This is a genomic window from Mycobacterium tuberculosis complex sp. N0072 (assembly GCF_030323725.1).
Taxonomy (GTDB): Bacteria; Actinomycetota; Actinomycetes; order Mycobacteriales; family Mycobacteriaceae; genus Mycobacterium; species Mycobacterium tuberculosis.
In genome coordinates, this window is record NZ_CP040689.1 from 3072825 (window position 1) to 3095606 (window position 22782).

Below are 22782 nucleotides of genomic sequence, written 5' to 3' on the forward strand. Positions count from 1 at the left end.
TTAGATCACCGAAGCACCGAGGCCGCGCGCATGTCGGCGGCCAACGCGTCGATCTGCTCCGGTGTCGCGGCCACCTGGGGCAGCCGGGGATCACCGACGTCGATGCCCTGCAGCCGCAAGCCCGCCTTGGACAACGTCACCCCACCCAGGCGGCTCATCGCGTTGCACAGCGGGGCGACCGCAATGTTGATCTTGCGGGCGGTGGCGATATCCCCAGAACCGAAGGCGGACAACAACTCTCGAAGCTGCCCGGCTGCCAGGTGGGCAATCACGCTGATGAAGCCCGTGGCGCCCATGGCCAGCCAGGGCAGGTTGAGCGCGTCGTCGCCGGAATAGTAGGCCAGTCCGGTGTCGGCCATGATTTGGGCGCCGCTGTGCAGGTCGGCTTTGGCGTCCTTGACTCCGACGATGTTCGGATGCGACGCCAACGCGCGGATCGTGTCGGGCTCGATCGGCACCGCCGACCGCCCCGGGATGTCATAGAGCAGCATCGGCAGCTCGGTCGCGTCGGCGACGGCGGTGAAATGGGCTTGCAGCCCCCGCTGCGGCGGCTTGGAATAGTAGGGCGTGACCACCAGCAGCCCGTGCGCACCCTCGGCCGCACAAGCCTTGGCCAGCCGGATGCTGTGCGCGGTGTCATAGGTGCCGGCACCGGCGATAACACGGGCCCGGTCCCCCACCGCTTCCAAGACGGCCCGCAGCAGCTCGATTTTCTCCCCGTCGGTGGTGGTCGGCGACTCGCCGGTGGTGCCCGAGACCACCAGACCGTCGCACCCCTGATCGACCAGGTGGTTGGCCAGCCGCGCCGCGGTGGCGGTGTCCAGGGAGCCATCGCCGCTAAACGGTGTCACCATCGCGGTCAGCAGGGTTCCTAGGCGCGCTGCGACGTCGAATCCGACGGTGGTCACGGCTCCCAAGGTTACCTGGCGCTTTATCCCGGCCGCGAGCGCGCGTGTTTGTCCAGCGACACGCCGCCTCAGGCTTCGGTCGCCAACGGGCTGGTCGCCACCTCGGTGCCGTCGGCCAGGGTGGTCACCTCGAAGTCGGCGAACACCGCGGGGGCCACGGCGGCGAGCTGGCGCAGGCATTCGATGGCCAGTCGCCGGATTTCCACGTCGGCGTGCTCGCTGGCCCGCATTGCGATGAAGTGCCGCCAGGCCCGGTAGTTGCCGGTCACCACGATGCGGGTTTCGGTGGCGTTGGGCAGCACCGCGCGGGCGGCTTGGCGGGCCTGCTTGCGGCGCAGGATCGCGTTGGGTTGGTCGGCGAACTTGGCTTCCAGCTTGGCCAGCAGCTCGCTGTAGGTGGCGCGGGCGGCGTCGGCGGCCTCGGTCAGGATGTGGCGCAGGTCGGCGTCGTCCTCCATGCCGGGCGGCACGACGACCCGCGAGTCCTTCTCGGGTACGTAGCGCTGGGAGAGCTGCGAGTAGGAGAAATGCCGGTGGCGGATCAGCTCGTGGGTGCACGATCGCGAGATCCCGGTGATGTAGAACGACACGCTGGCATGCTCTAGCACCGAGAAATGTCCGACGTCGATGATGTGCCGGAGGTAGCCGGCGTTGGTGGCGGTCTTGGGATTGGGCTTGGACCAGCTCTGATAGCAGGCCCGGCCGGCGAACTCGACCAGCGCGGGTCCGCCGTCGGCGTCGGTGGTCCAGGGCACGTCGGGTGGGGCCAAGAAGTCGGTCTTGGCGATCAGTTGCACGCGCAGCGGCGCGGTCTCGGCCACGGCGCTCACCTTAGCGCCGGCCGCAACTAGACGAACTCGGTGTGGCAGGTCAGCCCGGGCTCCCGGCGCAGACGCGGGTCCGCGGTCAGCAGGGGGATGTCGAGGTGACTGGCCAGTGCCACGTAGAGGGCGTCGTAAAACGTGAAGTTGTGCCGCAGGGTCCACGCCCGTCGAGCGTCCGCGTTGGCGCTGGCTCCCAGAGTTGAACCCCACCAAATCTGTTGCCTGAAGAAGCCGATCTACCTAACGGGGATCGTTGCCCTTGAAGTCGCGAACAAATAGGCAAGTGTCCAGCGGCCAGATCGGACCCGCAACGAAAGTTGCGGTACCAATCGCCGCACCGCTCCTGCCGATGGCTACACCGGGACCATCGTACGCAGCTGTGTCATGCATACCGGTCACCCCGAATGACCCGATAACAGGTACCGTTCCAGATCCCCGCGACGCCGCAGGAAGATCATGTCCTCGCTGCAGCTCAAGGACTTCCCCGAACCGCAAGGTTTTCCATCCATCACTCATCTAAGCCGCCCCAGTTGCTCCCGCACGACCCTTTCCAGCCGCGCCGACTCATCGAACGCCTCCAGCAACGCCTTCGACAACCGGGCCATCTTCTCGTCGATCGGCTCTCCGTCGTCCTCGACCGCGGGCGTACCCACATACCGCCCCGGCGTGAGCGCATAGTCGGTCGCCTTGATCTCCGCCAACGTCGCCGACTTACAGAACCCCGGAACATCCTCGTACATAATCCCTTTGACGGCAGCCGACTTCGACCCGCGCCACGCGTGGAAGGTATCCCCGATGCGGACGATCTCCTCGTTGGTCAGCGCCCGCTCGGCCCGGTCCACTAGGTCGCCCAGTTCACGAGCGTCGATGAACAGCACCTGCCCGCACCGGTCGATAGACCCTTGCTTACCTGCCGCCTTGTCTTTGGCGAAAAACCACAGGCACACCGGGATTCCGGTGCTGCGGAACAGCTGGGTGGGTAACGCGACCATGCAGGAAACCAAATCCGCCTCCACGATCTGCGCGCGAATATCCCCCTCGCCGTTGGAGTTCGACGACATCGACCCGTTGGCCATCACCACGCCCGCCCGACCTCCCGGCGCCAACTTGTACAGGATGTGCTGAATCCATGCGTAGTTGGCGTTATTGGCGGGCGGAACACCGAAGCGCCAGCGTGGGTCTTCCTCGTTGCGGGCCCAGTCTTTGATGTTGAACGGCGGATTGGCCATCACGTAGTCCATCTGCACGTCCGGGTGCTGGTCGCGGGCGAAGGTATCACTCCATCGGGCGCCGAGCCCCTTGTTGTCGATGCCGTGGATGGCGAGGTTCATCTTCGCCATCCGCCAGGTCTCCTCAATGCTTTCCTGGCCATAGATCGAGACATCCTTCGGATCGCCGTCGTGTTCGTAGATGAACTTCTCGGTCTGCACAAACATGCCTCCGGAACCGCAGCACGGGTCATACACCCGCCCACTCGACGGCTCCAGCACCTCCACGATCACCTTGACCACGCTGGGCGGGGTAAAGAACTCGCCACCCCGCTTCCCTTCCGCGCGAGCGAAATTGCCGAGGAAGTATTCGTAGACCTCACCCATCAGATCCCGGGCGCGGTGCTCGCCCTGCCGGCTGAAGCGCGCACTGTTAAATAGGTCGATCAGCTCACCGAGCCGGCGCTGGTCGATGTTGTCCTTGTTATACAGCCTCGGCAGCGTCCCACCGAGTGTTGGATTGGCCTTCATTACCGCGTCCATCGCCTCGTCGATCAGCTGACCGATGTTCTTCGCCGGCTCACCACCAACGGCTGGCTTGCCTTTTGTGTTCTCTGCCAAGAACTTCCAGCGCGCACTCACCGGCACCACGAATACGCCGTAACCCTGGTACTGCTCGGGATCGTCGATCAGGTCTTCTATCTGAGACTCCTCCATTCCTTCGGCCGCCAACTCGGCACGGATTGCCTCGCGCCGTTCGTCATACGCGTCGGACACGTACTTAAGGAACACCAGGCCGAGGATCACGTCCTTGTATTGGCTGGCCGACAGCGACCCGCGCAGCTTGTCGGCGGCCTTCCAGAGCGTGTCTTTGAGCTCCTTCATCGTCGACGGCGCCTGCGGCGCCTGCTTCTTCCTGGGCGGCATTCCCGTTTCCTTCCTATCGATGCGCCGCGGCGATGCCGGGCGTGGTGGGCCAGCTCCTCGACAACACGAAGGTCGCATCGGGCGAATCACGCTGTCCCTGGGGCCACCACCCATTCCACGGGTTGCCGTGTGATGGCGGCGATGCGTTCGAAGTCTTGGTCGTAGTGCATGACGGGTATGCCGTGATGCTCGGCGACCGCCGCAATGATCAAGTCCGGGATCTTGACAGAGCGGTGAAATCCCTTGTCGGTCAATGCTTCTTGGATCTCCCATGCACGAACCCACACGGTGTCGGGGGTGTTGACGTATTCGAGCGCGTCACGCCGGTAGGTGCCCAGTGTTCGATGGTCCTCGCGGGAACGCGCCGAGACTCCGAACTCGAGATCGGTAATGCCGCACCGGGCCAGTAGACCGCGTTCCATCAACGGTTCCAAGCGATGTCGGACCGCGGGCAAGTGCGCGCGGTAAGCCGCTGATTTGTCGAGCAAATAGCGCGTGGTCATGCCGTGTTCTCTGGGTGGCCGTCTCGCCACATTGCGTTGACCAGAGCTTCGTCCTGGGTTCCGGTGGCGTTCTCGGCCATCCGGTTCATGAGCGAGCGCGCGGCACTGGCTCGCAACGCGGCCCGCAGCGCGGCATGCACGGTGTCTTTCTTTGTCGTGGTACCCAGTTCCTTGGCGGCCCGAGCGAGCAGGTCGTCATCGATGTCGATCATGGTGCGCGTCACACCCGGAGAGCATACTACTAATGCATATCCGCGATGCATATAACGGATGTATCTCAGGCGGGGCTCAGGTGCACGCGGGCCGGATATCGGTATGCGTGAAGTCATCGCCACGAAACAGCAGCGGCTCCCCGGTGACCTGGGCCAGGGCGTAGCTGTAGGTGTCGCCGAGGTTGAGACGGGCCGGATGGCCGCTGCCGCGGCCGTAGTCGCGATACGCCTGCGCGGCCACGCGGGCTTGGTCGGCGTCGACGGCTTCGACCTGGATTCCGTAGTCGTCCAGCAAACGGTCCACCAATCGAGAGATCTCCGGCCGGTCCCGCCGCTGCATGATCGCGCACAGTTCGACGTAGTTGGGCGCGGACATTCGGGAGTTCGGTGACCGCTCCAGCGCCTCCTTGAGCACCTGCGCGCCCGATTCCCCGCTCACGATGGCGACGATGGCCGACGTATCGACGATCACCGGGGCAGACCGCTGTCATCGTAGAGGTCGACCTCGTGTCGCCGAATCAGGCGCTTGTCGTCGTCGCTGAGCAGCTTGTCGAGGTCGCGCAGGGTCTGTTCGGCGGCGGCGCGCCGGGCCTCCGCGCGTGCCCTGTCCTCGCGGTCCAACTCCGAGAGGCGGCGCGCGACGGCGTCCTCGACAGCAGCCGTCTGGTTGGTGCCGGTGCGTGCGGCCAGTTCCCGCACCAGCGCCACGGTGCGCTGGCTCTTGATATTGAGGCTCATGGTAGAAGGCTACCGGCCAGCGGGTAGACCATCTATCCCGGACATCAACAGCGGAAGCAGCGCATCGCGGCAGGATGCCAGGCGTGCGGATTCAATCCGCCGCTCGTTGCACAGCGCACCCAGGTTCGCGATTGCGGCCGCGTGTCCGGGAGTCAACCGGCGCACATCGCGCACCCAAACCCGCAACAGCTGGGTCGGTTGGATTCGTTGCCGGCTTCCCGTCATGCCCCCGACTAACTGCCGCAGTTCTGCCAGGACATCGGGTTGTCGCAGCGCCGCCCACAGGGCCGAAGTGTCGACGCCGACTGGCCGCAGCACGACGAACTCCGTACTCGCCAGCGCCATTTCCGACGGGAGGCTGGTGATGTTCCAGATTCGCGGGATTCTTGGATTCAGTTTCGGGAACAACACACACGGCTGCGACACGACGAGCTTTGCGCTCCTGATCGTTCGCCCACCGACGCGACTGGGCTGGGCGCCGCCGTCGAATGCCGCGAAACTGTAATGGGCGACGGTGCTATCGAAGTGCTGCGCATCAAGACATGCGGTTGACCTGCTCGCCAGGCTCGACAACGGCACGTATGCAGAGAGCCGCCCGACGATCGCAAGCATCAACGCCTCGGCGGCTTCGATGACACGGTCGTTGGCGGCGATCTTGTCGTCGAAGGCGCCTAGGATCTCGCCGATTCGAGGGCGGTCGGGCGCGGCGACGGCCGATACCGAAACGTTCCGCAGAACACCCTGACTCAGCAGGGGCTGTCCCGATCCGGCCCGATATCGGTTGAGCCCGAAACCCAGTAGCGCGTAATACCAATATCGGGTTTCCTCGGGCTTCTTGGCCCGACACGCCAGCGCGTTGTCGGTCACCCACACGTCGGAATCGCAATAGCGCAGGCTACCGCAGTACGAGCCGACGCGGCCGACGACGATCAGCGGGCCACGCGCGTTGTGTTGGGCGGAATATCCGATAACCCCGTTTGCACCATAGACGGGATAGCGGCCGCCGGGCTCGCTCGCTGGCGACGTATGGCCAGACGTATGGCCATTCGAGAAGTCGAGATGGTCCCCTAGCCTTACCTTTTCGACTTTCTCGACGCGGCTCATCCGTTAGTCCGCTTGGTGGCCGCGCACAGTTCCCCAGCCAGATCACCCCGGGTGGACACGGCGATCCCCCCCAATCCCAGCCACGACGCCATCGACGCCAGCTCGCCGGCCAACCCCTCGGCAACCGTGACCGGCGGTATGTCGAGTTCGCCAAGCACGCCCGCCACGGGCAAGCTGTCCGCGGCGCGGTCGGTTTTGCGGTCCACCCGCGCAACCGGGTGTCCGTCAAGGGGCCGCACGTAATACAAGTGCCGGCGTTTGGCCGCCACTGCCGCCGAATCCAGCTGCCGCACTTGGATTCGCGAGATCAGCCGCTTGCGGTCGGCACCGGCGATCGGGCCGGCCGACCCGGGTTCGGCGACGCCTCCTACGACGACGGCCGCCCGGCGGTCCCACGCAGCAGTCGCGGCGCTCATGAGCGCGCGCCGCGACGATGCAGTGGGGGTACCACCCGCTTGCGGGGGACGAAGCGATGAGGAGAAGCGGCGCTCATGAGCGGTGGTAGCTGTACAACCGGTACCGCAACCCGGACCGGCTGAAGCGCCACTCCCCCGTCTCGCCCCGCCATGTCTCGTCCAGCACGGGGGCCAGCGCGTCACCGGCTTCGCGCGGCAGGCCGATGTCGACCTCGGTAACCTCACATCTGGTCGCGTACGGCAGCGCCAGCGCATAGACTTGTCCGCCTCCGATCACCCACGTCTCCGGGCTGGTCAGCGCCTCCTCGAGTGAACCGACAACCTCAGCCCCGCTGGCCATAAAGTCAGCTTGGCGGCTCAGTACGACATTTCGCCGGCCGGGCAGCGGCCGGACTTTAGCCGGCAGCGAATCCCATGTGCGCCGGCCCATCACGATCGTGTGCCCCATGGTGATCTCCCGGAAATGCGCCTGGTCCTCGGGCAAGCGCCAGGGGATGTCGCCGCCGCGGCCGATGACACCCGATGTCGCTTGAGCCCAGATCAGCCCCACCATCGTCACACGCGTCACTCCTTGATTCCGGCTTGAAGGCTGTCCGAGCCGACTTCATTGTCGTCGGCGCGCCTCATACCGCGACTGGAGCTTTGATCGCCGGATGCGGATCGTAGTTCTTCACAACGATGTCTTCATAGGTGTACTCGAAGATTGAATCCCGGTCGGCTAGAAGTAGTTTCGGATATGGCCGCGGCTCGCGGCTGAGCTGCAGCCGTACTTGCTCGACGTGATTGTCGTAGATGTGGCAGTCGCCACCGGTCCAGATGAACTCGCCGACCGACAAGCCGGCCTGGGCGGCCATCATGTGGGTGAGCAACGCATAGCTGGCGATGTTGAGCGGCACACCCAGAAACAGGTCGGCGCTGCGTTGGTAGAGCTGACAGCTCAGCCGGCCATCGGCGACGTAGAACTGGAAGAACGCATGACAGGGCGGCAGCGCCATCCGCTCGATTTCGCCGACGTTCCAGGCCGACACGATGATGCGCCGGGAATCGGGATCGGTGCGCAGCAAATCCAGCGCCGCGCTGATCTGGTCGATGTGCTCACCGGATGGAGCCGGCCACGATCGCCATTGTACACCGTAGATCGGCCCGAGTTCGCCTGTATCACTTGCCCATTCGTCCCAGATGGTGACTCCGTGCTCGTGCAGCCAACCGATATTGGAATCGCCGCGCAAAAACCACAGCAGCTCGTAGGCTACCGATTTGAAATGGACTTTCTTGGTAGTGAGCAGCGGGAAACCGGCCGACAAATCATAGCGCATCTGCTGGCCGAACAGGCTGCGGGTTCCGGTGCCGGTGCGGTCGGATTTGGGCGTACCCGTTTCGAGCACGAAGCGCAGCAGGTCCTCGTATGGCGTCACGATTGACACGCGGTCAGCCTAGCGGCGATCGCAAGCGCGGCGAAGCCGCCGCAGCGACTCGCCGCCAAACAAACCCAGCGGGCGATCGCAAGCGCGGCGAAGCCGGGCACAGCGAGTCGACGGGAATACACCCAGATCCGCGCCACAGGAGTACAACGGAGGCCATGCCGAAAACCACCGACACCGCCGCTACTCCTGACGGCACCTGCGCCGTGCGTCTGTTCACTCCCGATGGTCCGGGCCGCTGGCCCGGTGTGGTGATGTTTCCTGACGCCGGCGGCGTTCGGGACACCTTCGACCGGATGGCCGCCAAGCTAGCCGGATTCGGTTACGTGGTTCTGCTTCCCGACGTGTACTATCGCGAAGGCGACTGGGCTCCATTCGATATGAAGACCGCGTTCGGCGATCCGCAAGAACGCGCACGGATCATGTTTATGATTGGCACCCTAACGCCCGACCGGGTAACCCGTGATGCCGATGCGCTTCTCAACTACCTGGCCAGCCGCCCGGAGGTGATCGGGGACCGCTTCGGTGTCTGCGGCTACTGCATGGGCGGGCGAATGTCGGTGGTGGTGGCCGGCCGCCTGCCGGATCGTGTCGCCGCCGCGGCAGCTTTCCACCCCGGCGGTTTGGTGGCCAACAGCCCGGACAGCCCGCACTTGCTGGCCGACCGGATCAGCGCCACCGTCTACATCGGCGGCGCGGAGAACGACCCGTCGTTCACCGCCGACCACGCCGAGAAACTCGACAAAGCGTTCAGCGCGGCCGGCGTGCCGCACCGCATCGAGTGCTACCCGGCCGCCCACGGGTTCGCGGTCCCGGACAATCCGTCTTATGACGCCGCAGCCGACGAACGCCATTGGGCAGCAATGACAGAGACCTTCGGCGCAGCGCTCAACTAGCCCCGCCAAGCAGACGCAGAATCGCATTAATCGCGCCCGGTTTGTGCGATTCTGCGTCTGCTTGGCAGCACCTCAGGCGCCGCGACGTCGATCCCGATGATGATTCAGCCGACGCCGGTCCGCGGTGCGCCCCGCGAGCTACGCGTCGAGTTGCGTCCGCGGCAGTGCGTGGACGCACTTTCCACGGGGCAAAGGCGCCCCTACACCGGCGCGGTCAATGCTCAGTGCTGGGTGCGGCCCGGAATCCCAGCGCGTTGCCGAGCAGTAGACCGCCGTCGATGATCATGGTTTCGCCGGTGATCCAGCTTGCGGCATCCGAAACCAGGAACGCGACCGCGCTCGCTATGTCGGCCGGCTCCCCGATTCGTCCGAGCGCAATGGTCGCCGCCAACGGATCCTCGTGGTCCTTCCACAGCGCCTCGGCAAGCCTGGTGCGAACCACCCCGGGACAGATCGCATTCACCCGGATGCGCGGTGAAAGCTCCAGCGCCAGCTGCTTGGTGACGTGGATCAGCGCGGCTTTGGTCGCGTTGTACATGCCCATGGCCGGGGACTGGTGCATCCCGCCGATGGAGGCGGTGTTGACCACCGCGCCGCCGTGCTCGCCCATCCACGCCGTCACGACGAGCGAGGTCCACATCAGCGGTGCCCACAGGTTGACGTCGAAGATCTTGGCGAAGCGGGCGTGGTCCTGCTCGAGCAGCGGACCGTAAGCCGGGTTGGTTCCGGCGTTGTTGATCAGGATGTCAACGCTGCCGAAGCGCTCGAGGGTGAGGTCCACACAACGCCGGGCGGCATCCTCGTCGACCGCGTGTGCACCAACGCCCAGGGCGCGGTCGCCGACCTGTGCAGCAGCCTCGTCGGCAGCTTCCTGCCTGCGTGCGGTGAGCACCACATGGGCGCCGGCAGCTGCCAGCTGTTGGGCGATGGCAAGCCCGATGCCTCGCGATGCGCCAGTAATTATGGCGGTGCGGCCGGTCAGATCCAGTGAGGTCATTTGGCTTGCCTTCGGTTGCTGTGGTGGCCGGACTCCGCCGGCGGGGAGCGTCGGTAGCGCCCCCGCACCGTATGCGACAAGAATGCTAGCGAAATCAAACCCCACGAAACCACCGGTAGTGGTGGTGCTATCGCGATTGCCGTAGCCTGCACAACCTCACGCCAGACTTGAGCCACTGCGACCATCTGCGGCGTGTCGCGTGCGTGGTTTAAGTGTCGCGAACGGCGAGGCCTTACAGCCTCATGATTCCGAATGATTCCGAACGGTATCCGGCTTGAACGTGCCCCAGCTGTGGCGGATTCTGACATTTCTCGGCCAGCCCGGCCACGGGCACCCTCGTAACCAACCATTTCGCCGCTAGCGAGCCCGGCGGGGGCGGCTGCGACGCCATGGCTCCGGCGGCTTGATTGACGGTCCGGGCGGCGTCGGTTGCGGCCCCACCGTCGGTTGCCGCACCGGCCACGCCTGGCGGGTCGCTGTGCGGGACATAGCCGGCCGGCCCGGTCGATGGGCCACAGGCCAATCAGACGACGACCTGTTTGGGCATGACGATGGGCTTGAACCCGTACCGAGGCCCGGCATAGGCACCGGCTCCTTTGGCCGCCCCAGAAATCCCCGCCATACCCGGCATTGCGGCGACTGGCCCGGCTTCCTCGGGGACCGCCCAGCCCGAGCCCTCCAGTGCCGTGGTACCAGACGTCATGGCCGGAGCAGCGGTCGACCAACCGGCCGGGACCGACAGGCCACCGACCGAGGACGCCTCGCCCAGACTCGCCGTCAGCGAGGCCCCACCAACGCCCACTGGCGTCACCGTGTGCGCCAAACCAGCTGCTGCCGCGGCAGCTGGAACGGCATCGGCGGCTGCGGTCACGGTTGCCGGGTTTAGGGCAGCAAAGGCGTGTCCGAGGAATACCGCGTTGGGGATGGTGGCCATGACGAACCAGGCGGTGGTGTTGACCGCGCCGTTGATCGCGTTCTGAACAAACGTGATACCGAGCAGCTCCTCAATGTCCTGAATGATTCCGCCTAATCCCGCCGCGTCGGCCGCCGATGTCAGGGGCGAAGCGAACCCCATTACCGCGTTCGGCAGGTTGCTGATCAGCGATCCCAGCCCCACCTGTTGGACCGTGCTGGCGGCAGCGGCATGGCTGACCGCGGCGGCCTGACCGGCCAGCCCGGCCATGTTGGCGGTCTGGGAGGGCGTGATCAACGGGTTCAACCTCCCCGCCGCCGCCGAGGAGGCCGCGTAACCGTACATCGCCAGTGCGTCTTGAGCCCACATTTCGCCGTAGTGAGCCTCGGTCGCCATGATCGCCGGTGTGTTTTGACCCAGGACGTTGGTCGCCACCAGTGCCGCGAGCAGAGCCCTGTTGGCAGCGACCTCCGCCGGCGGAACCGTCATGGCGAACGCCGCCTCAAAGGCGGCCGCCGACGCCATGGCCTGTGCAGCCGCATGGGCCGCCGATTCAGCGGTGTAGGTCAACCAGGCCAAATAAGGCTGGGCAGCAACGACCATCGACATCGACGCCGGACCCAGCCACTGTTCGGTAGTCAACTGCATGATCACCGACTCGACGGACGATGCTGTAGTGCTCAACTCGACGGCCAGGCCGTTCCACGTCGCCCCGGCGGCCATCAGGGGTGCTGCGCCGGCACCGGCGTACATTCGTGTGGAGTTGATTTCCGGGGGTAAAGCTCCAAAATCCATTTTCCCTATCCCTCTATTGATCTCTATTGATCGAAATTCGCTACTTCTCAAGTGCGGGCAACCGCGTCGAGGCCGCCCCCTATACCGCCGGCTTGGGCATGACGATGGGTTTGGCGCCGTAGCGTGGCGCACCGAAGCCCGCGCTGCTGCGCGTCGCCGAGGCCAACCCCGGCATCCCGGGAATGACCGTCCCCGCGGCACCATGCGGTGCCGCGGTGGTCCAGCCAGCGCCCTGCAGTGTGCTGGTGCTCGATACCAGGTTGGCCTGTCCCGCCCAGCTGGGCGGCACCGACAATGCGCCGATTGACGACGCCCGACTAAGGCCGGCGGCTAGCGGAGCCGCACCCAGACCGGCCGCGATCGGCGCCTCGCCGACGGCCGCCTCCGCCGCCCCCAGCTCCGATAGGCCCGCGCCCTCCAAGCCCTCCTCGAGGGCGGCTTCCTCGGCAGCCGGAAGAAGACCACCGCTGGCCAGCCCTAGCAAGTCCGACGCGGCGGAGGCCCAGTTCCCAGCCCCAATGTTGAAGATATTGGCAATATCTGAAATCCAGGAGGGCACCTTCCCGGGCGTGGAACCCAAGATGCTCGCGATACCCGACAACGGCGAAGCGGCCGCGGATGAGTTGGCGGCCTCGGTGGCCGCATAGGTGCCAGCGCTGACCCCCAGGGTCTTCACAAACAGGTCGTATACCGCAGCTGCTTCAGCACTGACCTGCTGGTAGAGAGTGCCGTACGCGGTGAACAACGACGCCTGTAGCACTGATATCTCATCAGCGGCGGCGGGAATCACGCCCGTGGTGGTCGGGGCGGCCGCGGCCGCGTTCTGGGCGACCATCGCCGAGCCGATGGTCTCGAGCTTGCCGGCCGCAGCCGCCAACTCTTCAGGCTGTGTCGTCAGGAATGACATCGATTGCTCCTCATATGACTAAGCCAGCAGGGCTAGAAACCTGTGAATTATCTGATCAGTCCCTGCCGAATAGCTGATCAGGTCCTGTGTTTAGATAAGGCTAACGATCCACACCTCCGCAAGCCCGATCAAAAGGCGCAAGCGCAGAATTCATTTACGGCTTATTTACGCCGGCACCGGCAGTCTTAACACGATCCTTTTGAGCGTGGCACCTGACCGCTCGCCGCAGCAGCGAAATGAAACACGCGCCGCGGGAGGGTTAGCGCAATGTGGCCGCGGCGGCGCGCTGGTCGGCCGCGTGCGCTTGTCTCGGTGTCTCCAGATCAGAAGAGGCCGTGCTTGGGCATAACAATCGGCTTGACTCCGTACCGTGGTCCGGAGTCGGCACCAACACTGTTGGCGGCTACGACCATTCCAGGGGCAGGCGGCATCACTGCGATCGGGCCGTCCTCCTCGGGAACTGCCCAGCCTGTGCCATCCAAGGCCGCGCCGGCTGCCGTCGCCGGCGCTGCAGTAGACCAGCTTGCCGGCACCGACAGGCGACCAACCACGGACGCATTGCCCAAATCGGCGGTCAGCGCTGTTCCGCCGACGCCCGCTGGGGCAACCGCGTGTGCCACCGCGGCTGCCGCGCCGCCACCTGGAGCGGCTCCGCCAACGGTTCCCATAGCATCGGCAAGAAGCGTCATATTGCCAATGGCGGCCGTGGCAAAGTCTGCCACGCCACCCAGGCCGTGAAACGCGGATTCTACGAACAGCGGAACATCGAGATTGAGGAACTGCCTGACCGCCTCCAACCCGGTATCGGCCGCGGACATCACCGGGGAGGCGAAGCTCAGGACAGCGTCGGCGACGTCGCTGATCAGGTGGCTCAGACCCACCTGGCGCGCGGAAGCGGATGCGCCGGCTTGGCCAACAGCGGCGGCTTGGTGTGCGAGCCCGGCCGGATTGGTGATGTGCGACGGCCTGGTCAGCGGGTTCAGTCTTGCGGCGACCGCGGATGCGGCCGCATAGCCGTACATGGCCGAAGCGTCTTGGGCCCACATTTCGCCATAGCGTGCCTCGGTAGCCGCGATGGCCGACACGTTTTGCCCAAGGATGTTGGTCGCTGTCAGTTCAGCCAACAGGGCTCTGTTGGCAACCACCTCGGCCGGGGGCACTGTCAGCGCAAACGCCGTTTCAAAGGCGGCCGCAGACGCCATGGCCTGTGCCGCCGCGAGCGCCGAGGATTCAGCGGTGCAGGTCAACCAGACCAAATAGGGCTGCACCGCGGCGGCCATCGACAACGATGCGGGAACCATCCAGTGCTCGGTGCTCAGCCGCGTGATGACCGACCCGACGGAGGACGCAGCTGTGCTCACCTCGACAGCTATGCCGTTCCACGCAGCCGCAGCCGCCAGCAGGTCTGCCGCGCCCGCGCCGCCATACATGCGCGCAGAATTGACCTCCGGAGGTAGAGCTCCAAAATCCACTGAGGCGTTCCGTTTCTGGTCGAGTGCAGTGGTGGCCGGTGCTCCGTCTGAGGCAGCCATTATTCCATCAAGGTCAGCGCCAGCGTAGGCACCACGCTCGCCACGGCGTCGATGGCGCCCAAATCATCCCATTAACTGCGCAGCGACGGTTGCTCCGAGGTTCCAGCACGCCTCGATATCGGCCTTGCTCGGCTTGCCCATCACCACTACAGTCTCAGCGGCTTGCACCCAACCCAGGCCGGTTGTGATGGCGTCGACGGCTCGCTCGGCTCCCTCGGTGCCCTCGTTGCCGTGAATGTACGCGCCGAACGAACGCCCACGGGTGGTGTCCAGGCAGGGGTAATAGCAGACATCGAAGGCATGCTTGAGAGCACCACTGATGTACCCCAGATTGGCTGGGGTACCCAGCAGATAGCCGTCAGCCTCCAGCATCTCGATCGGCGAAACCGTCAGGGCGGGTCGTCTCACCACCTCGACGCCCTCAATCTCGGGATCGGTCGCGCCGGACACCACCGCCTCAAACATCTCCTGCATGTGCGGAGACGGCGTGTGGTGCACGATCAGCAAGCGCCGCACCGCAGGACCCTGTCACTAAAAGTGGGGTAATCGACCAAAGCGTGCAGAAGCGCTCCGGACAGGTAGCCCAAGGCCGGCAACGTGGTCATCTGGCCCCCGGCCTAGCGCGCCCCTCTAGCTGTAGGGCCGTCTTCATCGCTTCCCGCGCGCGGCGCCGATCCCCCGCGTAGTCGTAGGCGCGCGCCAGTCGGTACCAGCGGCGCCAGTCGTCGGCGTCGTCTTCGAGCTCGGTGCGCACGGCAGCGAACAACGCATCGGCCGCGTCTCGCTGAATGCGGCCAGAAGCCCGGCGGGGCAGCGCGCTGGCGTCGATGTCCAGTCCGTCTTCGGCGATCAGACGGGCCAGCCGCTGATACGCGAATCCGGCCCGCAGCGTGGCAATCATGGCCCACAGCCCAATGACCGGCAGGATCAGCAGCGCCAGCCCCAGCCCGGCAGCCGCGGCGCGGCCCGAACCGATCATTGCGACGGCGACACGCCCGAGCATAACCAGGTACGCCACCATCGCCACGCACATGAACGCGATTATCAACTGGACATACAGGGTGCGCCTGGTCATCACAGTGTCGGTCAGTGCAGATCGAGTAGGGGCTCAAGACCTACGGTGAGACCAGGGCGTTCGGCGATGCGGCGCACCGCCAACAGCACACCGGGCACAAACGATGTGCGATCGAGGCTATCGTGGCGGATGGTCAGAGTCTCCCCCTCGGTCCCGAACAGCACCTCCTGGTGGGCGACCAGTCCGGCCAGCCGCACCGCGTGCACCGGTATGCCGTCGACGTCGGCACCACGCGCGCCCGGCAGGCTGGTACTGGTGGCATCGGGATTGGGCGGCAAGCCTTTTCGGGCCTCGGCGATCAGCTTCGCGGTACGCGCGGCCGTGCCTGACGGCGCGTCAGCCTTGTGCGGATGATGCAGCTCAATGACCTCGGCCGAGTCGAAAAACCGTGCGGCCTGCTTGGCGAAATGCATGGACAGCACCGCTCCGATCGCGAAGTTTGGCGCTATCAACACCGATGTGTTGGGTTTTGCGACGAGCCACGATTCGACTTGTTGAAACCGCTCGGCGGTGAACCCCGTGGTACCGACCACGGCGTGAATTCCGTTGTCGATGAGGAACTCCAGATTGCCCATCACCACGTCCGGGTGGGTGAAGTCGATGACGACCTCGGTGTTACCGTCCGTTAGCAGGCTCAGCGGATCGCCGGCATCCAGCTCGGCGGATAGGGTCAGGTCGTCGGCGGCCGCCACCGCCCGCACCATCGTCGCTCCGACCTTGCCTTTGGCTCCAAGGACGCCTACCCGCATGGCCTTCACCCTAGACCGGGCCGTCCTCGAGGCCAACGACCGCGGCTGCACCAAACCCGGCGTGCGCCGTGAGGCGCTTGTTGATCGAGTGGAGGTGAAAGACCTGCACGGTAGTTCTGTCGCAGCTGTCTGAACCACCCCATCGGCAGATTCCGTGAAGAGCCAGATACGGTGAAAGTCGCACGTCCGGTTCGAAGGGCGGCCACGGGAAACGGACCCGCAGCAACGCGGGCACCGCACCCATGGTCGACCCAACTGCCACGCACCCGGTGACCGGTGCGAAGTCCACCATATCGACCAGTGGGCAACCGGCACATCCCACCACAGGTTGGTCGGAAACGGCTGGTGCACAACGAAGCTCCCCAACGGCCAAACCGCAGGGATCCCGCCACCCCACCTCGACCGCGGTGCCCACACCAAACAACTACGCGCTGACCGCCGCGACTGCGCCCACGACCTATCTAGGCTTTAATGATCCGAGGCGTCAGCAGCGAAGGTGCTCATGTGAAACCCAGCAATATCAGGATTCGTGCAGCCAAACCGATCGATTTCCCGAAGGTGGCGGCGATGCACTATCCGGTTTGGCGACAATCCTGGACCGGAATCCTCGACCCGTACCTACTCGACATGATCGGTTCGCCGAAGCTGTGGGTCGAGGAGTCTTACCCGCAAAGCCTGAAACGCGGCGGCTGGAGTATGTGGATCGCCGAGTCTGGCGGTCAGCCAATAGGTATGACGATGTTCGGGCCCGACATTGCTCATCCTGATCGCATTCAAATCGACGCTTTGTATGTAGCCGAGAACAGTCAACGTCACGGCATTGGCGGGCGCCTCCTCAACAGGGCCCTGCACTCACATCCGTCAGCCGACATGATTTTGTGGTGCGCCGAGAAGAACAGCAAGGCACGCGGCTTCTACGAGAAGAAGGACTTTCACATTGACGGCCGCACTTTCACGTGGAAACCACTGTCAGGTGTGAACGTGCCCCATGTGGGCTACCGGCTTTATCGATCCGCCCCGCCCGGGTAAGCATCAGGCGTCGATAACCACCCGACCGCTCACGGCCCGCGACACACAGACCAGCATCTCGTTATCGCCTTCGATGATGCGGCCGCGGCGGTCGACCTGCCCGGCAAGGACTCTCACCTTGCAGGTCCCGCAGAAGCCCTGCTGGCAGGAGTATGCCGTCGTCGGGTCCCAGTCGAGCATGACGTCCAGCGCCGACCGGTTCGCCGGAACTCGGAGCACTCGCCTCGACCGTGCGAGCTCCAGCTCGAACGGAACTCCGTCGACAACCGGCGGCGGGCTGAATCGCTCGTAATGCAGCGGCGCGTCGGCGTGTTGATTGCGGGCCACGCGCACCGCTTCTAACATCCCGGGCGGCCCGCACACGTAAACGGCCGTCGTCGGCCCTGCGCCGGCCAACAGTTCATCGACAGACGCAAAACGACCGTGCTCGTCGTCGGCCCACACCGTGACCCGGCCGGGTGCCACCGCCACTACCTCGTCCAGGAACGGCATGTACTCCCGACCGCGACCGGCATAGATTGCGCGCCAGTCGATTCCGCGCTGTTCGGCGGCCCGGATCATCGGCAGGATGGGCGTCACCCCGATACCGCCGATCACGAAAAGCACGTCACGCTCGGCCAGACCGAGATGGAAGGCGTTGCGGGGACCTTCGAACTCGCACGTGTCACCTACGTCGAAGGCCTCGTGCATCTCGATCGAACCGCCGCCGCCGTCCGCGATTCTGCGAATGGCGATCCGGTAGTCCGTACGCCGTCCGGGCACACCGCACAACGAGTACTGTCGGCGCCGCCCCGAGGGCAGCTGCACGTCGATGTGCCCACCGGGCGACCAGGCCGGGAGCAATCCGCCACCGGGGTCAGCCAACGTCAACGCCACCACGTCGGGAGCGACCAGCTCGCGCTTGGTAACCACCGCGGGATTCGTGCGCCGCACCGGCTGCACCCGCGACGGTTCCCACCGCGAGGCCGCGCCCAATCCTCCCAATAACGCTCGTACACCCCACAGCGCTGTGAAGAAGCGGTCCCGGCTGCGGCGACCGTAAAGGTCGGCGGGCCTACTGGCCCAGCTGGTCTCTGGCACGGTGCGCTCCGCCATTCCTACGGATCGTCACCGATCAGTGCGACGCTCGCGCGGCGGGCGAGACGGCCAGGTAGTCCACGGCCGCCCCCAGCCCGCCCAGCTGGGACGGGTGAAAACCCGGCTTGTAGTAGTGCCCCACGACCCGAAGCAGCCGCGGCAGCCCGGGCACCAAACCACGGCGTGCGGCCTTGAAATAGTCCCGCCAGCGCGGCTTTGTCCCCGGTGGCAGGTACGGATCCACCGAATACATGAACCGCACTCCGCGAATCCACAGCAGCAACATCACCGGGGTAACGGTCAGCTGGGCACGCACCTGCCGCCAGTAACCGGCGCGCAAGTGCTTCATGGTGTCGAAGGCCACGGCTTTGTGCTCGACTTCTTCTGCACCGTGCCACCGCAGCATGTCCAGCATCACGGGGTCTGCACCGACGGCATCGAGCTGCGGGGAATTCAGGATCCACTCGCCCATGACGGCGGTGTAGTGCTCAATTGCCGCGATGAACGAAACCTGCTCTAGCAACCAGCTGTACTGTCGTCGCGGGCTCCGCCGAGGACTCTCCCCCAGCAGCTTTTCGAACAGCCACCTGATCTGGTTGGTAAACGCTGTCACGTCGACACCCTGGGCATCGAAGTGGTCAACCACGCCGGAGTGCGCCTGGGAATGCATCGCCCTCCTGACCGATGAATCCTTGCACGTCCAGCCTCAGTTGATCGTCCTTGATCAGCGGCAGCGTCTTCTTGAAGACCCTGACGAAGAACTCCTCGCCGGCCGGCAGCAGCATATGCAGAACGTTGAGAACGTGGGTGGCCATCGGCTCGTTGGGCACATAGTGAAATGGCAGGTTTGTCCAGTCGAATTCGACATCTCGCGGCTCGAGGACGAGACGTTCGTGGTCGGCGGCGCGCGACTCTGACGAGTGCGGACCCGTCGCCCGGTCATCGACGCTGACCATTGCTGCCCCCTCAGAAAACGTAGCCACGGCGTTTACATAAATGCCCGACATGTCGCCCCAGTAGACATCACGTGTTGGCAAGTATAGTTGCGCGTACCCGAGGGGTGAAGAACCTGCTCGCCAGCCTGGCGCCGAATGCACCTCGACGTTCACCGCGCCTCGGCAGCCGACGATGTCGGCTTCACCGTGTCGAATTCGTCGCCTCGCCCTCGTCGGCCTACTCGCAACTGGTGGCATCAGTAATGCCATTGCGCAGCAACGCACTTGCTACGGCACGCGACTCGCCATCAGTGTCCCGCCAGCACTTTCGCTACCCGGCCTCAGCTCGGTCCTTGAGACGCTGCAGGGTGCGTCGAATGTGCTCGGTGTTTACGCTCGCCCGATCCTTGACGCCGGTGGCCATCCGGGCAACTGCGCGGAACCAGCTGGGCCGCCGGTCCCAGGTGCTCTCCGTAACCCGACAGCCGTGTTCGGTAGCGACGATGCCATATTGCCAGCGTGAAATCGGAATAATGCCGGACCGTACATCGAAAGCGAAAACCCGACCGGGATCGGCGTCGGTAACGGTGCACGTCGTGGTCCAGCGCCGTCCACCGTTTTCGTTGCGACCGACAAACACCGCTCCCTTGCGAACATCGTCGCCTTTGCGCAACTGCATCGCCACCACTTCCTCGGCCAGCGAGGCCAGTGTCGGCAGATCAGTGATCAGCCCGTATACCAGGTCGGGATTGGCGTCGATCTCAACGGTGACCGTCACAGAAGGCCCATCAGGGTCTGGCATCCCGCGATCATAGCCCGCTGGGCGGGCCGCTCTAGATGGGCGCCGCCCCGCGCAGATGCTCGAAGATCAGGGACGTCCGGGTACCTGCGACGTCGGCGTCGGCATTGAGGTTTTCGACCACGAACGAACGCAGGTCCTCGGTGTCGCGAGCGGCGACGTGCAAGATGAAATCGTCGGCGCCGGCCAGAAAGTAGACATCCATCACCTGCCGTTTGCGGCGGATCTGCTGGATGAAGCTGCGGATTTTCCCGCGAGCGGACGACTGCAAGTTGACCGAGATCATCGCCTGCAACGGCAAACCCACCGCGACCGGGTCGATGTCGGTGTAGAACCCCCGGATCACGCCGAGGTCCACCAACCGCCGAACCCGGCCGTGACACGTCGACGGCGCTATCCCGACAGTGTCCGCTAACGCGTTGTTGGGCATTCTGGCATCGCCATGCAGCAAGCTCAGGATTCTGCGGTCCACCTCATCAAGTTCAGCGGGTCGAACATCCTTCGACGAGGCAGCCCGGCGAGTCTTGTGTTCCGTTGAATTATCACGCATATGGCCTCGAAAAAGAATTATCATCAGCAATCTTGCAGATTAATCGAACTTTCTTCACACTGAAGCGTACAGTATCGAGAGGGGTAATCATGCGCGTCGGTATTCCGACCGAGACCAAAAACAACGAATTCCGGGTGGCCATCACCCCGGCCGGCGTCGCGGAACTAACCCGTCGTGGCCATGAGGTGCTCATCCAGGCAGGTGCCGGAGAGGGCTCGGCTATCACCGACGCGGATTTCAAGGCGGCAGGCGCGCAACTGGTCGGCACCGCCGACCAGGTGTGGGCCGACGCTGATTTATTGCTCAAGGTCAAAGAACCGATAGCGGCGGAATACGGCCGCCTGCGACACGGGCAGATCTTGTTCACGTTCTTGCATTTGGCCGCGTCACGTGCTTGCACCGATGCGTTGTTGGATTCCGGCACCACGTCAATTGCCTACGAGACCGTCCAGACCGCCGACGGCGCACTACCCCTGCTTGCCCCGATGAGCGAAGTCGCCGGTCGACTCGCCGCCCAGGTTGGCGCTTACCACCTGATGCGAACCCAAGGGGGCCGCGGTGTGCTGATGGGCGGGGTGCCCGGCGTCGAACCGGCCGACGTCGTGGTGATCGGCGCCGGCACCGCCGGCTACAACGCAGCCCGCATCGCCAACGGCATGGGCGCGACCGTTACGGTTCTAGACATCAACATCGACAAACTTCGGCAACTCGACGCCGAGTTCTGCGGCCGGATCCACACTCGCTACTCATCGGCCTACGAGCTCGAGGGTGCCGTCAAACGTGCCGACCTGGTGATTGGGGCCGTCCTGGTGCCAGGCGCCAAGGCACCCAAATTAGTCTCGAATTCACTTGTCGCGCATATGAAACCAGGTGCGGTACTGGTGGATATAGCCATCGACCAGGGCGGCTGTTTCGAAGGCTCACGACCGACCACCTACGACCACCCGACGTTCGCCGTGCACGACACGCTGTTTTACTGCGTGGCGAACATGCCCGCCTCGGTGCCGAAGACGTCGACCTACGCGCTGACCAACGCGACGATGCCGTATGTGCTCGAGCTTGCCGACCATGGCTGGCGGGCGGCGTGCCGGTCGAATCCGGCACTAGCCAAAGGTCTTTCGACGCACGAAGGGGCGTTACTGTCCGAACGGGTGGCCACCGACCTGGGGGTGCCGTTCACCGAGCCCGCCAGCGTGCTGGCCTGACTCTCGGCCGCTCGTTACGCCGAGCACACGTCGGGAGTAAGGGAAGCGATGATGTCGGCCGCGGGTCCCGGCCGGGTCTTCCGGTGCGCCGATCCCGCCCAAAGGTTTGTTCCGTGCGGGTCGTCCGCCTGCACCGCCGCCGCCCGTATCGGCTTCGTCATCTGGTGGACCTCCGGATAACCCAGCGGCGCCACGTGGTCGAGCAGGCGAGTGAAGTTGTTGGCCAGACCGCGCGCATACCTACCCGAGAACGCCCGAGTGACCAGGGTGGCATCGAACTCTGGATTCTTCAGCGCGGCACGGTGTGCGGCATTGGTACCGGCTTCGTCGGCCAGCAGCAATGCGGTACCAACCTGCGCGGCGATCGCTCCGCGGCGCAGCACGGCGGCCACGTCCTCAGCCGTGCCCAGGCCACCGGCTGCAACCAGCGGCACATCATGGGCGCTGCCAATCCGATCGAGGAGTTGGTGCAGCGACTCCGTACCGGGTTCCATGTCCGGCGCGAACGTTCCGCGGTGCCCGCCGGCAGCCGGGCCCTGGACCACCAGGCTGTCCGCGCCCGCGGCAATGGCCACACCGGCCTCGTAGACCGACGTCACGGTGATCGAGACCAACAGTCCCAGCGCGCTCAACCGCTGCACGACATCCGGCGGCGGCGCGCCGAAGGTGAACGACACCACCTCCGGACGGACATCGGCTACCACCTCGAGTTTGCGCACCCAGTCGTCGTCGTCACCATAGACGGGCTGGCCCACCTCGGTGTGGTAGTACTCGGCGACCTCTTCGAGCTCGTCCGCGTAATACTCCAGCTGCGCCCAGTCGGCGACGCTGGGTTGGGGCACAAACAGATTGGCTCCGATAGGACCGGTAGTGGCGGCGCGCGCAGCGGCGATATCGTCGGCGAGCCGGTCCGCGCTCAGATAGCCGCCGGCGACGAAACCAAGCCCGCCAGCGTTGGACACCGCCGCGGCCAACGCCGGGGTGCTCGGGCCGCCGGCCATCGGGGCGCCGACGATCGGCACCGCGATGTCCCAGAAGCCCAACACCATCGGGCTAATTCGC

29 protein-coding genes and 1 pseudogene are annotated in these 22782 nt (G+C 65.0%); 3 read left to right on the top strand and 27 right to left on the bottom strand.

Annotated features, from left to right (window positions below; genetic code table 11):
• Positions 1–5: 5 nt before the first annotated feature.
• The 12 genes from dapA to FF952_RS14605 form a co-directional block, all read right to left on the bottom strand.
• Positions 6–908, bottom strand: coding sequence for a 4-hydroxy-tetrahydrodipicolinate synthase (gene dapA, locus FF952_RS14545; protein WP_003900564.1), 903 nt, complete (start codon positions 906–908; stop codon positions 6–8).
• A 68-nt stretch (positions 909–976) separates the two neighbouring features.
• Complete coding sequence (thyX, locus tag FF952_RS14550) at positions 977–1729, bottom strand: FAD-dependent thymidylate synthase (protein ID WP_003899465.1); 753 nt, start codon at positions 1727–1729, stop codon at positions 977–979.
• A 243-nt stretch (positions 1730–1972) separates the two neighbouring features.
• The gene (locus tag FF952_RS14555) at positions 1973–2248 is read right to left on the bottom strand and encodes a restriction endonuclease subunit S domain-containing protein (protein ID WP_003414055.1); all 276 of its coding nucleotides are present in this window, start codon (positions 2246–2248) and stop codon (positions 1973–1975) included.
• Positions 2245–3867, bottom strand: a complete 1623-nt coding sequence (locus FF952_RS14560; RefSeq protein ID WP_003414057.1) for a class I SAM-dependent DNA methyltransferase — start codon at positions 3865–3867, stop codon at positions 2245–2247. Before FF952_RS14560 ends, FF952_RS14555 begins: the two co-directional genes overlap by 4 nt.
• An 86-nt stretch (positions 3868–3953) precedes the next feature.
• The gene (vapC21, locus tag FF952_RS14565) at positions 3954–4370 is read right to left on the bottom strand and encodes a type II toxin-antitoxin system toxin ribonuclease C21 (protein WP_003414059.1); all 417 of its coding nucleotides are present in this window, start codon (positions 4368–4370) and stop codon (positions 3954–3956) included.
• Positions 4367–4633, bottom strand: a complete 267-nt coding sequence (locus FF952_RS14570) for a type II toxin-antitoxin system VapB family antitoxin (protein ID WP_003414061.1) — start codon at positions 4631–4633, stop codon at positions 4367–4369. Before FF952_RS14570 ends, vapC21 begins: the two co-directional genes overlap by 4 nt.
• A 25-nt stretch (positions 4634–4658) precedes the next feature.
• The gene (locus FF952_RS14575; protein WP_003414064.1) at positions 4659–5054 is read right to left on the bottom strand and encodes a type II toxin-antitoxin system VapC family toxin; all 396 of its coding nucleotides are present in this window, start codon (positions 5052–5054) and stop codon (positions 4659–4661) included.
• Positions 5051–5320: a type II toxin-antitoxin system VapB family antitoxin gene (locus FF952_RS14580; RefSeq protein ID WP_003414066.1), complete on the bottom strand. Its 270-nt coding sequence runs from the start codon at positions 5318–5320 to the stop codon at positions 5051–5053. The genes FF952_RS14575 and FF952_RS14580 overlap by 4 nt, the downstream gene beginning before the upstream one ends.
• 9 nt (positions 5321–5329) lie before the next feature.
• Complete coding sequence (locus FF952_RS14585; protein ID WP_003414068.1) at positions 5330–6424, bottom strand: restriction endonuclease subunit S; 1095 nt, start codon at positions 6422–6424, stop codon at positions 5330–5332.
• Positions 6421–6840 (bottom strand): winged helix DNA-binding domain-containing protein, encoded by a 420-nt coding sequence (locus tag FF952_RS14590; RefSeq protein WP_003414070.1) that lies wholly within the window; start codon positions 6838–6840, stop codon positions 6421–6423. Before FF952_RS14590 ends, FF952_RS14585 begins: the two co-directional genes overlap by 4 nt.
• Before the next feature lie 73 nt (positions 6841–6913).
• Positions 6914–7393 carry a dihydrofolate reductase gene (gene dfrA / locus FF952_RS14600; RefSeq protein WP_003414073.1) on the bottom strand — a complete coding sequence of 160 codons (480 nt, stop codon included), beginning with the start codon at positions 7391–7393 and terminating at the stop codon, positions 6914–6916.
• Between the two features lie 70 nt (positions 7394–7463).
• Positions 7464–8264 carry a thymidylate synthase gene (locus FF952_RS14605; protein ID WP_031680801.1) on the bottom strand — a complete coding sequence of 267 codons (801 nt, stop codon included), beginning with the start codon at positions 8262–8264 and terminating at the stop codon, positions 7464–7466.
• A gap of 155 nt (positions 8265–8419) precedes the next feature.
• On the opposite strand from FF952_RS14605, the gene FF952_RS14610 reads away from it, so the two are divergent.
• Complete coding sequence (locus tag FF952_RS14610; RefSeq protein WP_003414079.1) at positions 8420–9157, top strand: dienelactone hydrolase family protein; 738 nt, start codon at positions 8420–8422, stop codon at positions 9155–9157.
• Positions 9158–9371: 214 nt separating this feature from the next.
• Here FF952_RS14610 and FF952_RS14615 read toward each other — a convergent pair whose 3' ends face one another.
• From FF952_RS14615 to FF952_RS14660, 10 genes are all read right to left on the bottom strand, one after another.
• Positions 9372–10154 (bottom strand): SDR family oxidoreductase, encoded by a 783-nt coding sequence (locus tag FF952_RS14615; RefSeq protein ID WP_003414081.1) that lies wholly within the window; start codon positions 10152–10154, stop codon positions 9372–9374.
• Entirely contained in the window at positions 10151–10504 is a 354-nt protein-coding gene (locus FF952_RS14620; RefSeq protein WP_003900567.1) for a hypothetical protein, read from the bottom strand. The genes FF952_RS14615 and FF952_RS14620 overlap by 4 nt, the downstream gene beginning before the upstream one ends.
• Positions 10387–10677, bottom strand: a complete 291-nt coding sequence (locus FF952_RS14625) for a hypothetical protein (RefSeq protein ID WP_003899467.1) — start codon at positions 10675–10677, stop codon at positions 10387–10389. The genes FF952_RS14620 and FF952_RS14625 overlap by 118 nt, the downstream gene beginning before the upstream one ends.
• Positions 10678–11862, bottom strand: coding sequence for a PPE family protein (locus tag FF952_RS14630; protein WP_003900568.1), 1185 nt, complete (start codon positions 11860–11862; stop codon positions 10678–10680).
• A gap of 79 nt (positions 11863–11941) precedes the next feature.
• Complete coding sequence (locus FF952_RS14635) at positions 11942–12769, bottom strand: PPE family protein, SVP subgroup (RefSeq protein ID WP_003414086.1); 828 nt, start codon at positions 12767–12769, stop codon at positions 11942–11944.
• 323 nt (positions 12770–13092) lie between these two features.
• Positions 13093–14241, bottom strand: coding sequence for a PPE family protein (locus FF952_RS14640; protein ID WP_003904034.1), 1149 nt, complete (start codon positions 14239–14241; stop codon positions 13093–13095).
• 123 nt (positions 14242–14364) lie between these two features.
• A complete protein-coding gene (locus FF952_RS14645; protein WP_003414091.1) occupies positions 14365–14817 on the bottom strand; it encodes a flavodoxin family protein in 453 nt (150 codons plus the stop codon).
• A gap of 85 nt (positions 14818–14902) precedes the next feature.
• On the bottom strand, positions 14903–15376 hold the full coding sequence (locus FF952_RS14650; protein WP_003414097.1) for a hypothetical protein: 474 nt from the start codon (positions 15374–15376) through the stop codon (positions 14903–14905).
• A gap of 11 nt (positions 15377–15387) precedes the next feature.
• Positions 15388–16125 carry a 4-hydroxy-tetrahydrodipicolinate reductase gene (dapB, locus tag FF952_RS14655; protein ID WP_003414099.1) on the bottom strand — a complete coding sequence of 246 codons (738 nt, stop codon included), beginning with the start codon at positions 16123–16125 and terminating at the stop codon, positions 15388–15390.
• A 10-nt stretch (positions 16126–16135) separates the two neighbouring features.
• Positions 16136–16540, bottom strand: a complete 405-nt coding sequence (locus tag FF952_RS14660; protein WP_003900570.1) for a hypothetical protein — start codon at positions 16538–16540, stop codon at positions 16136–16138.
• Positions 16541–16596: 56 nt separating this feature from the next.
• Between FF952_RS14660 and FF952_RS14665 the strand changes: the two genes are divergently transcribed.
• On the top strand, positions 16597–17154 hold the full coding sequence (locus FF952_RS14665; RefSeq protein ID WP_003899472.1) for a GNAT family N-acetyltransferase: 558 nt from the start codon (positions 16597–16599) through the stop codon (positions 17152–17154).
• 3 nt (positions 17155–17157) lie between these two features.
• Here FF952_RS14665 and FF952_RS14670 read toward each other — a convergent pair whose 3' ends face one another.
• The 4 genes and pseudogenes from FF952_RS14670 to aldR all read right to left on the bottom strand — a co-directional run bounded on the left by FF952_RS14670 (position 17158) and on the right by aldR (position 20539).
• Complete coding sequence (locus FF952_RS14670) at positions 17158–18249, bottom strand: PDR/VanB family oxidoreductase (RefSeq protein WP_003900572.1); 1092 nt, start codon at positions 18247–18249, stop codon at positions 17158–17160.
• A 19-nt stretch (positions 18250–18268) separates the two neighbouring features.
• Positions 18269–19340: pseudogene (locus FF952_RS14675) on the bottom strand (metal-dependent hydrolase).
• Between the two features lie 157 nt (positions 19341–19497).
• Positions 19498–19968 carry an SRPBCC family protein gene (locus FF952_RS14680; RefSeq protein WP_003899475.1) on the bottom strand — a complete coding sequence of 157 codons (471 nt, stop codon included), beginning with the start codon at positions 19966–19968 and terminating at the stop codon, positions 19498–19500.
• A 31-nt stretch (positions 19969–19999) separates the two neighbouring features.
• Positions 20000–20539, bottom strand: a complete 540-nt coding sequence (gene aldR, locus FF952_RS14685; RefSeq protein ID WP_003904039.1) for an HTH-type transcriptional regulator AldR — start codon at positions 20537–20539, stop codon at positions 20000–20002.
• A gap of 65 nt (positions 20540–20604) precedes the next feature.
• Between aldR and ald the strand changes: the two genes are divergently transcribed.
• On the top strand, positions 20605–21720 hold the full coding sequence (gene ald / locus FF952_RS14690; RefSeq protein ID WP_003899477.1) for an alanine dehydrogenase: 1116 nt from the start codon (positions 20605–20607) through the stop codon (positions 21718–21720).
• A gap of 14 nt (positions 21721–21734) precedes the next feature.
• Here ald and FF952_RS14695 read toward each other — a convergent pair whose 3' ends face one another.
• Complete coding sequence (locus FF952_RS14695; protein WP_003899478.1) at positions 21735–22769, bottom strand: nitronate monooxygenase; 1035 nt, start codon at positions 22767–22769, stop codon at positions 21735–21737.
• Between the last annotated feature and the right edge of the window lie 13 nt (positions 22770–22782).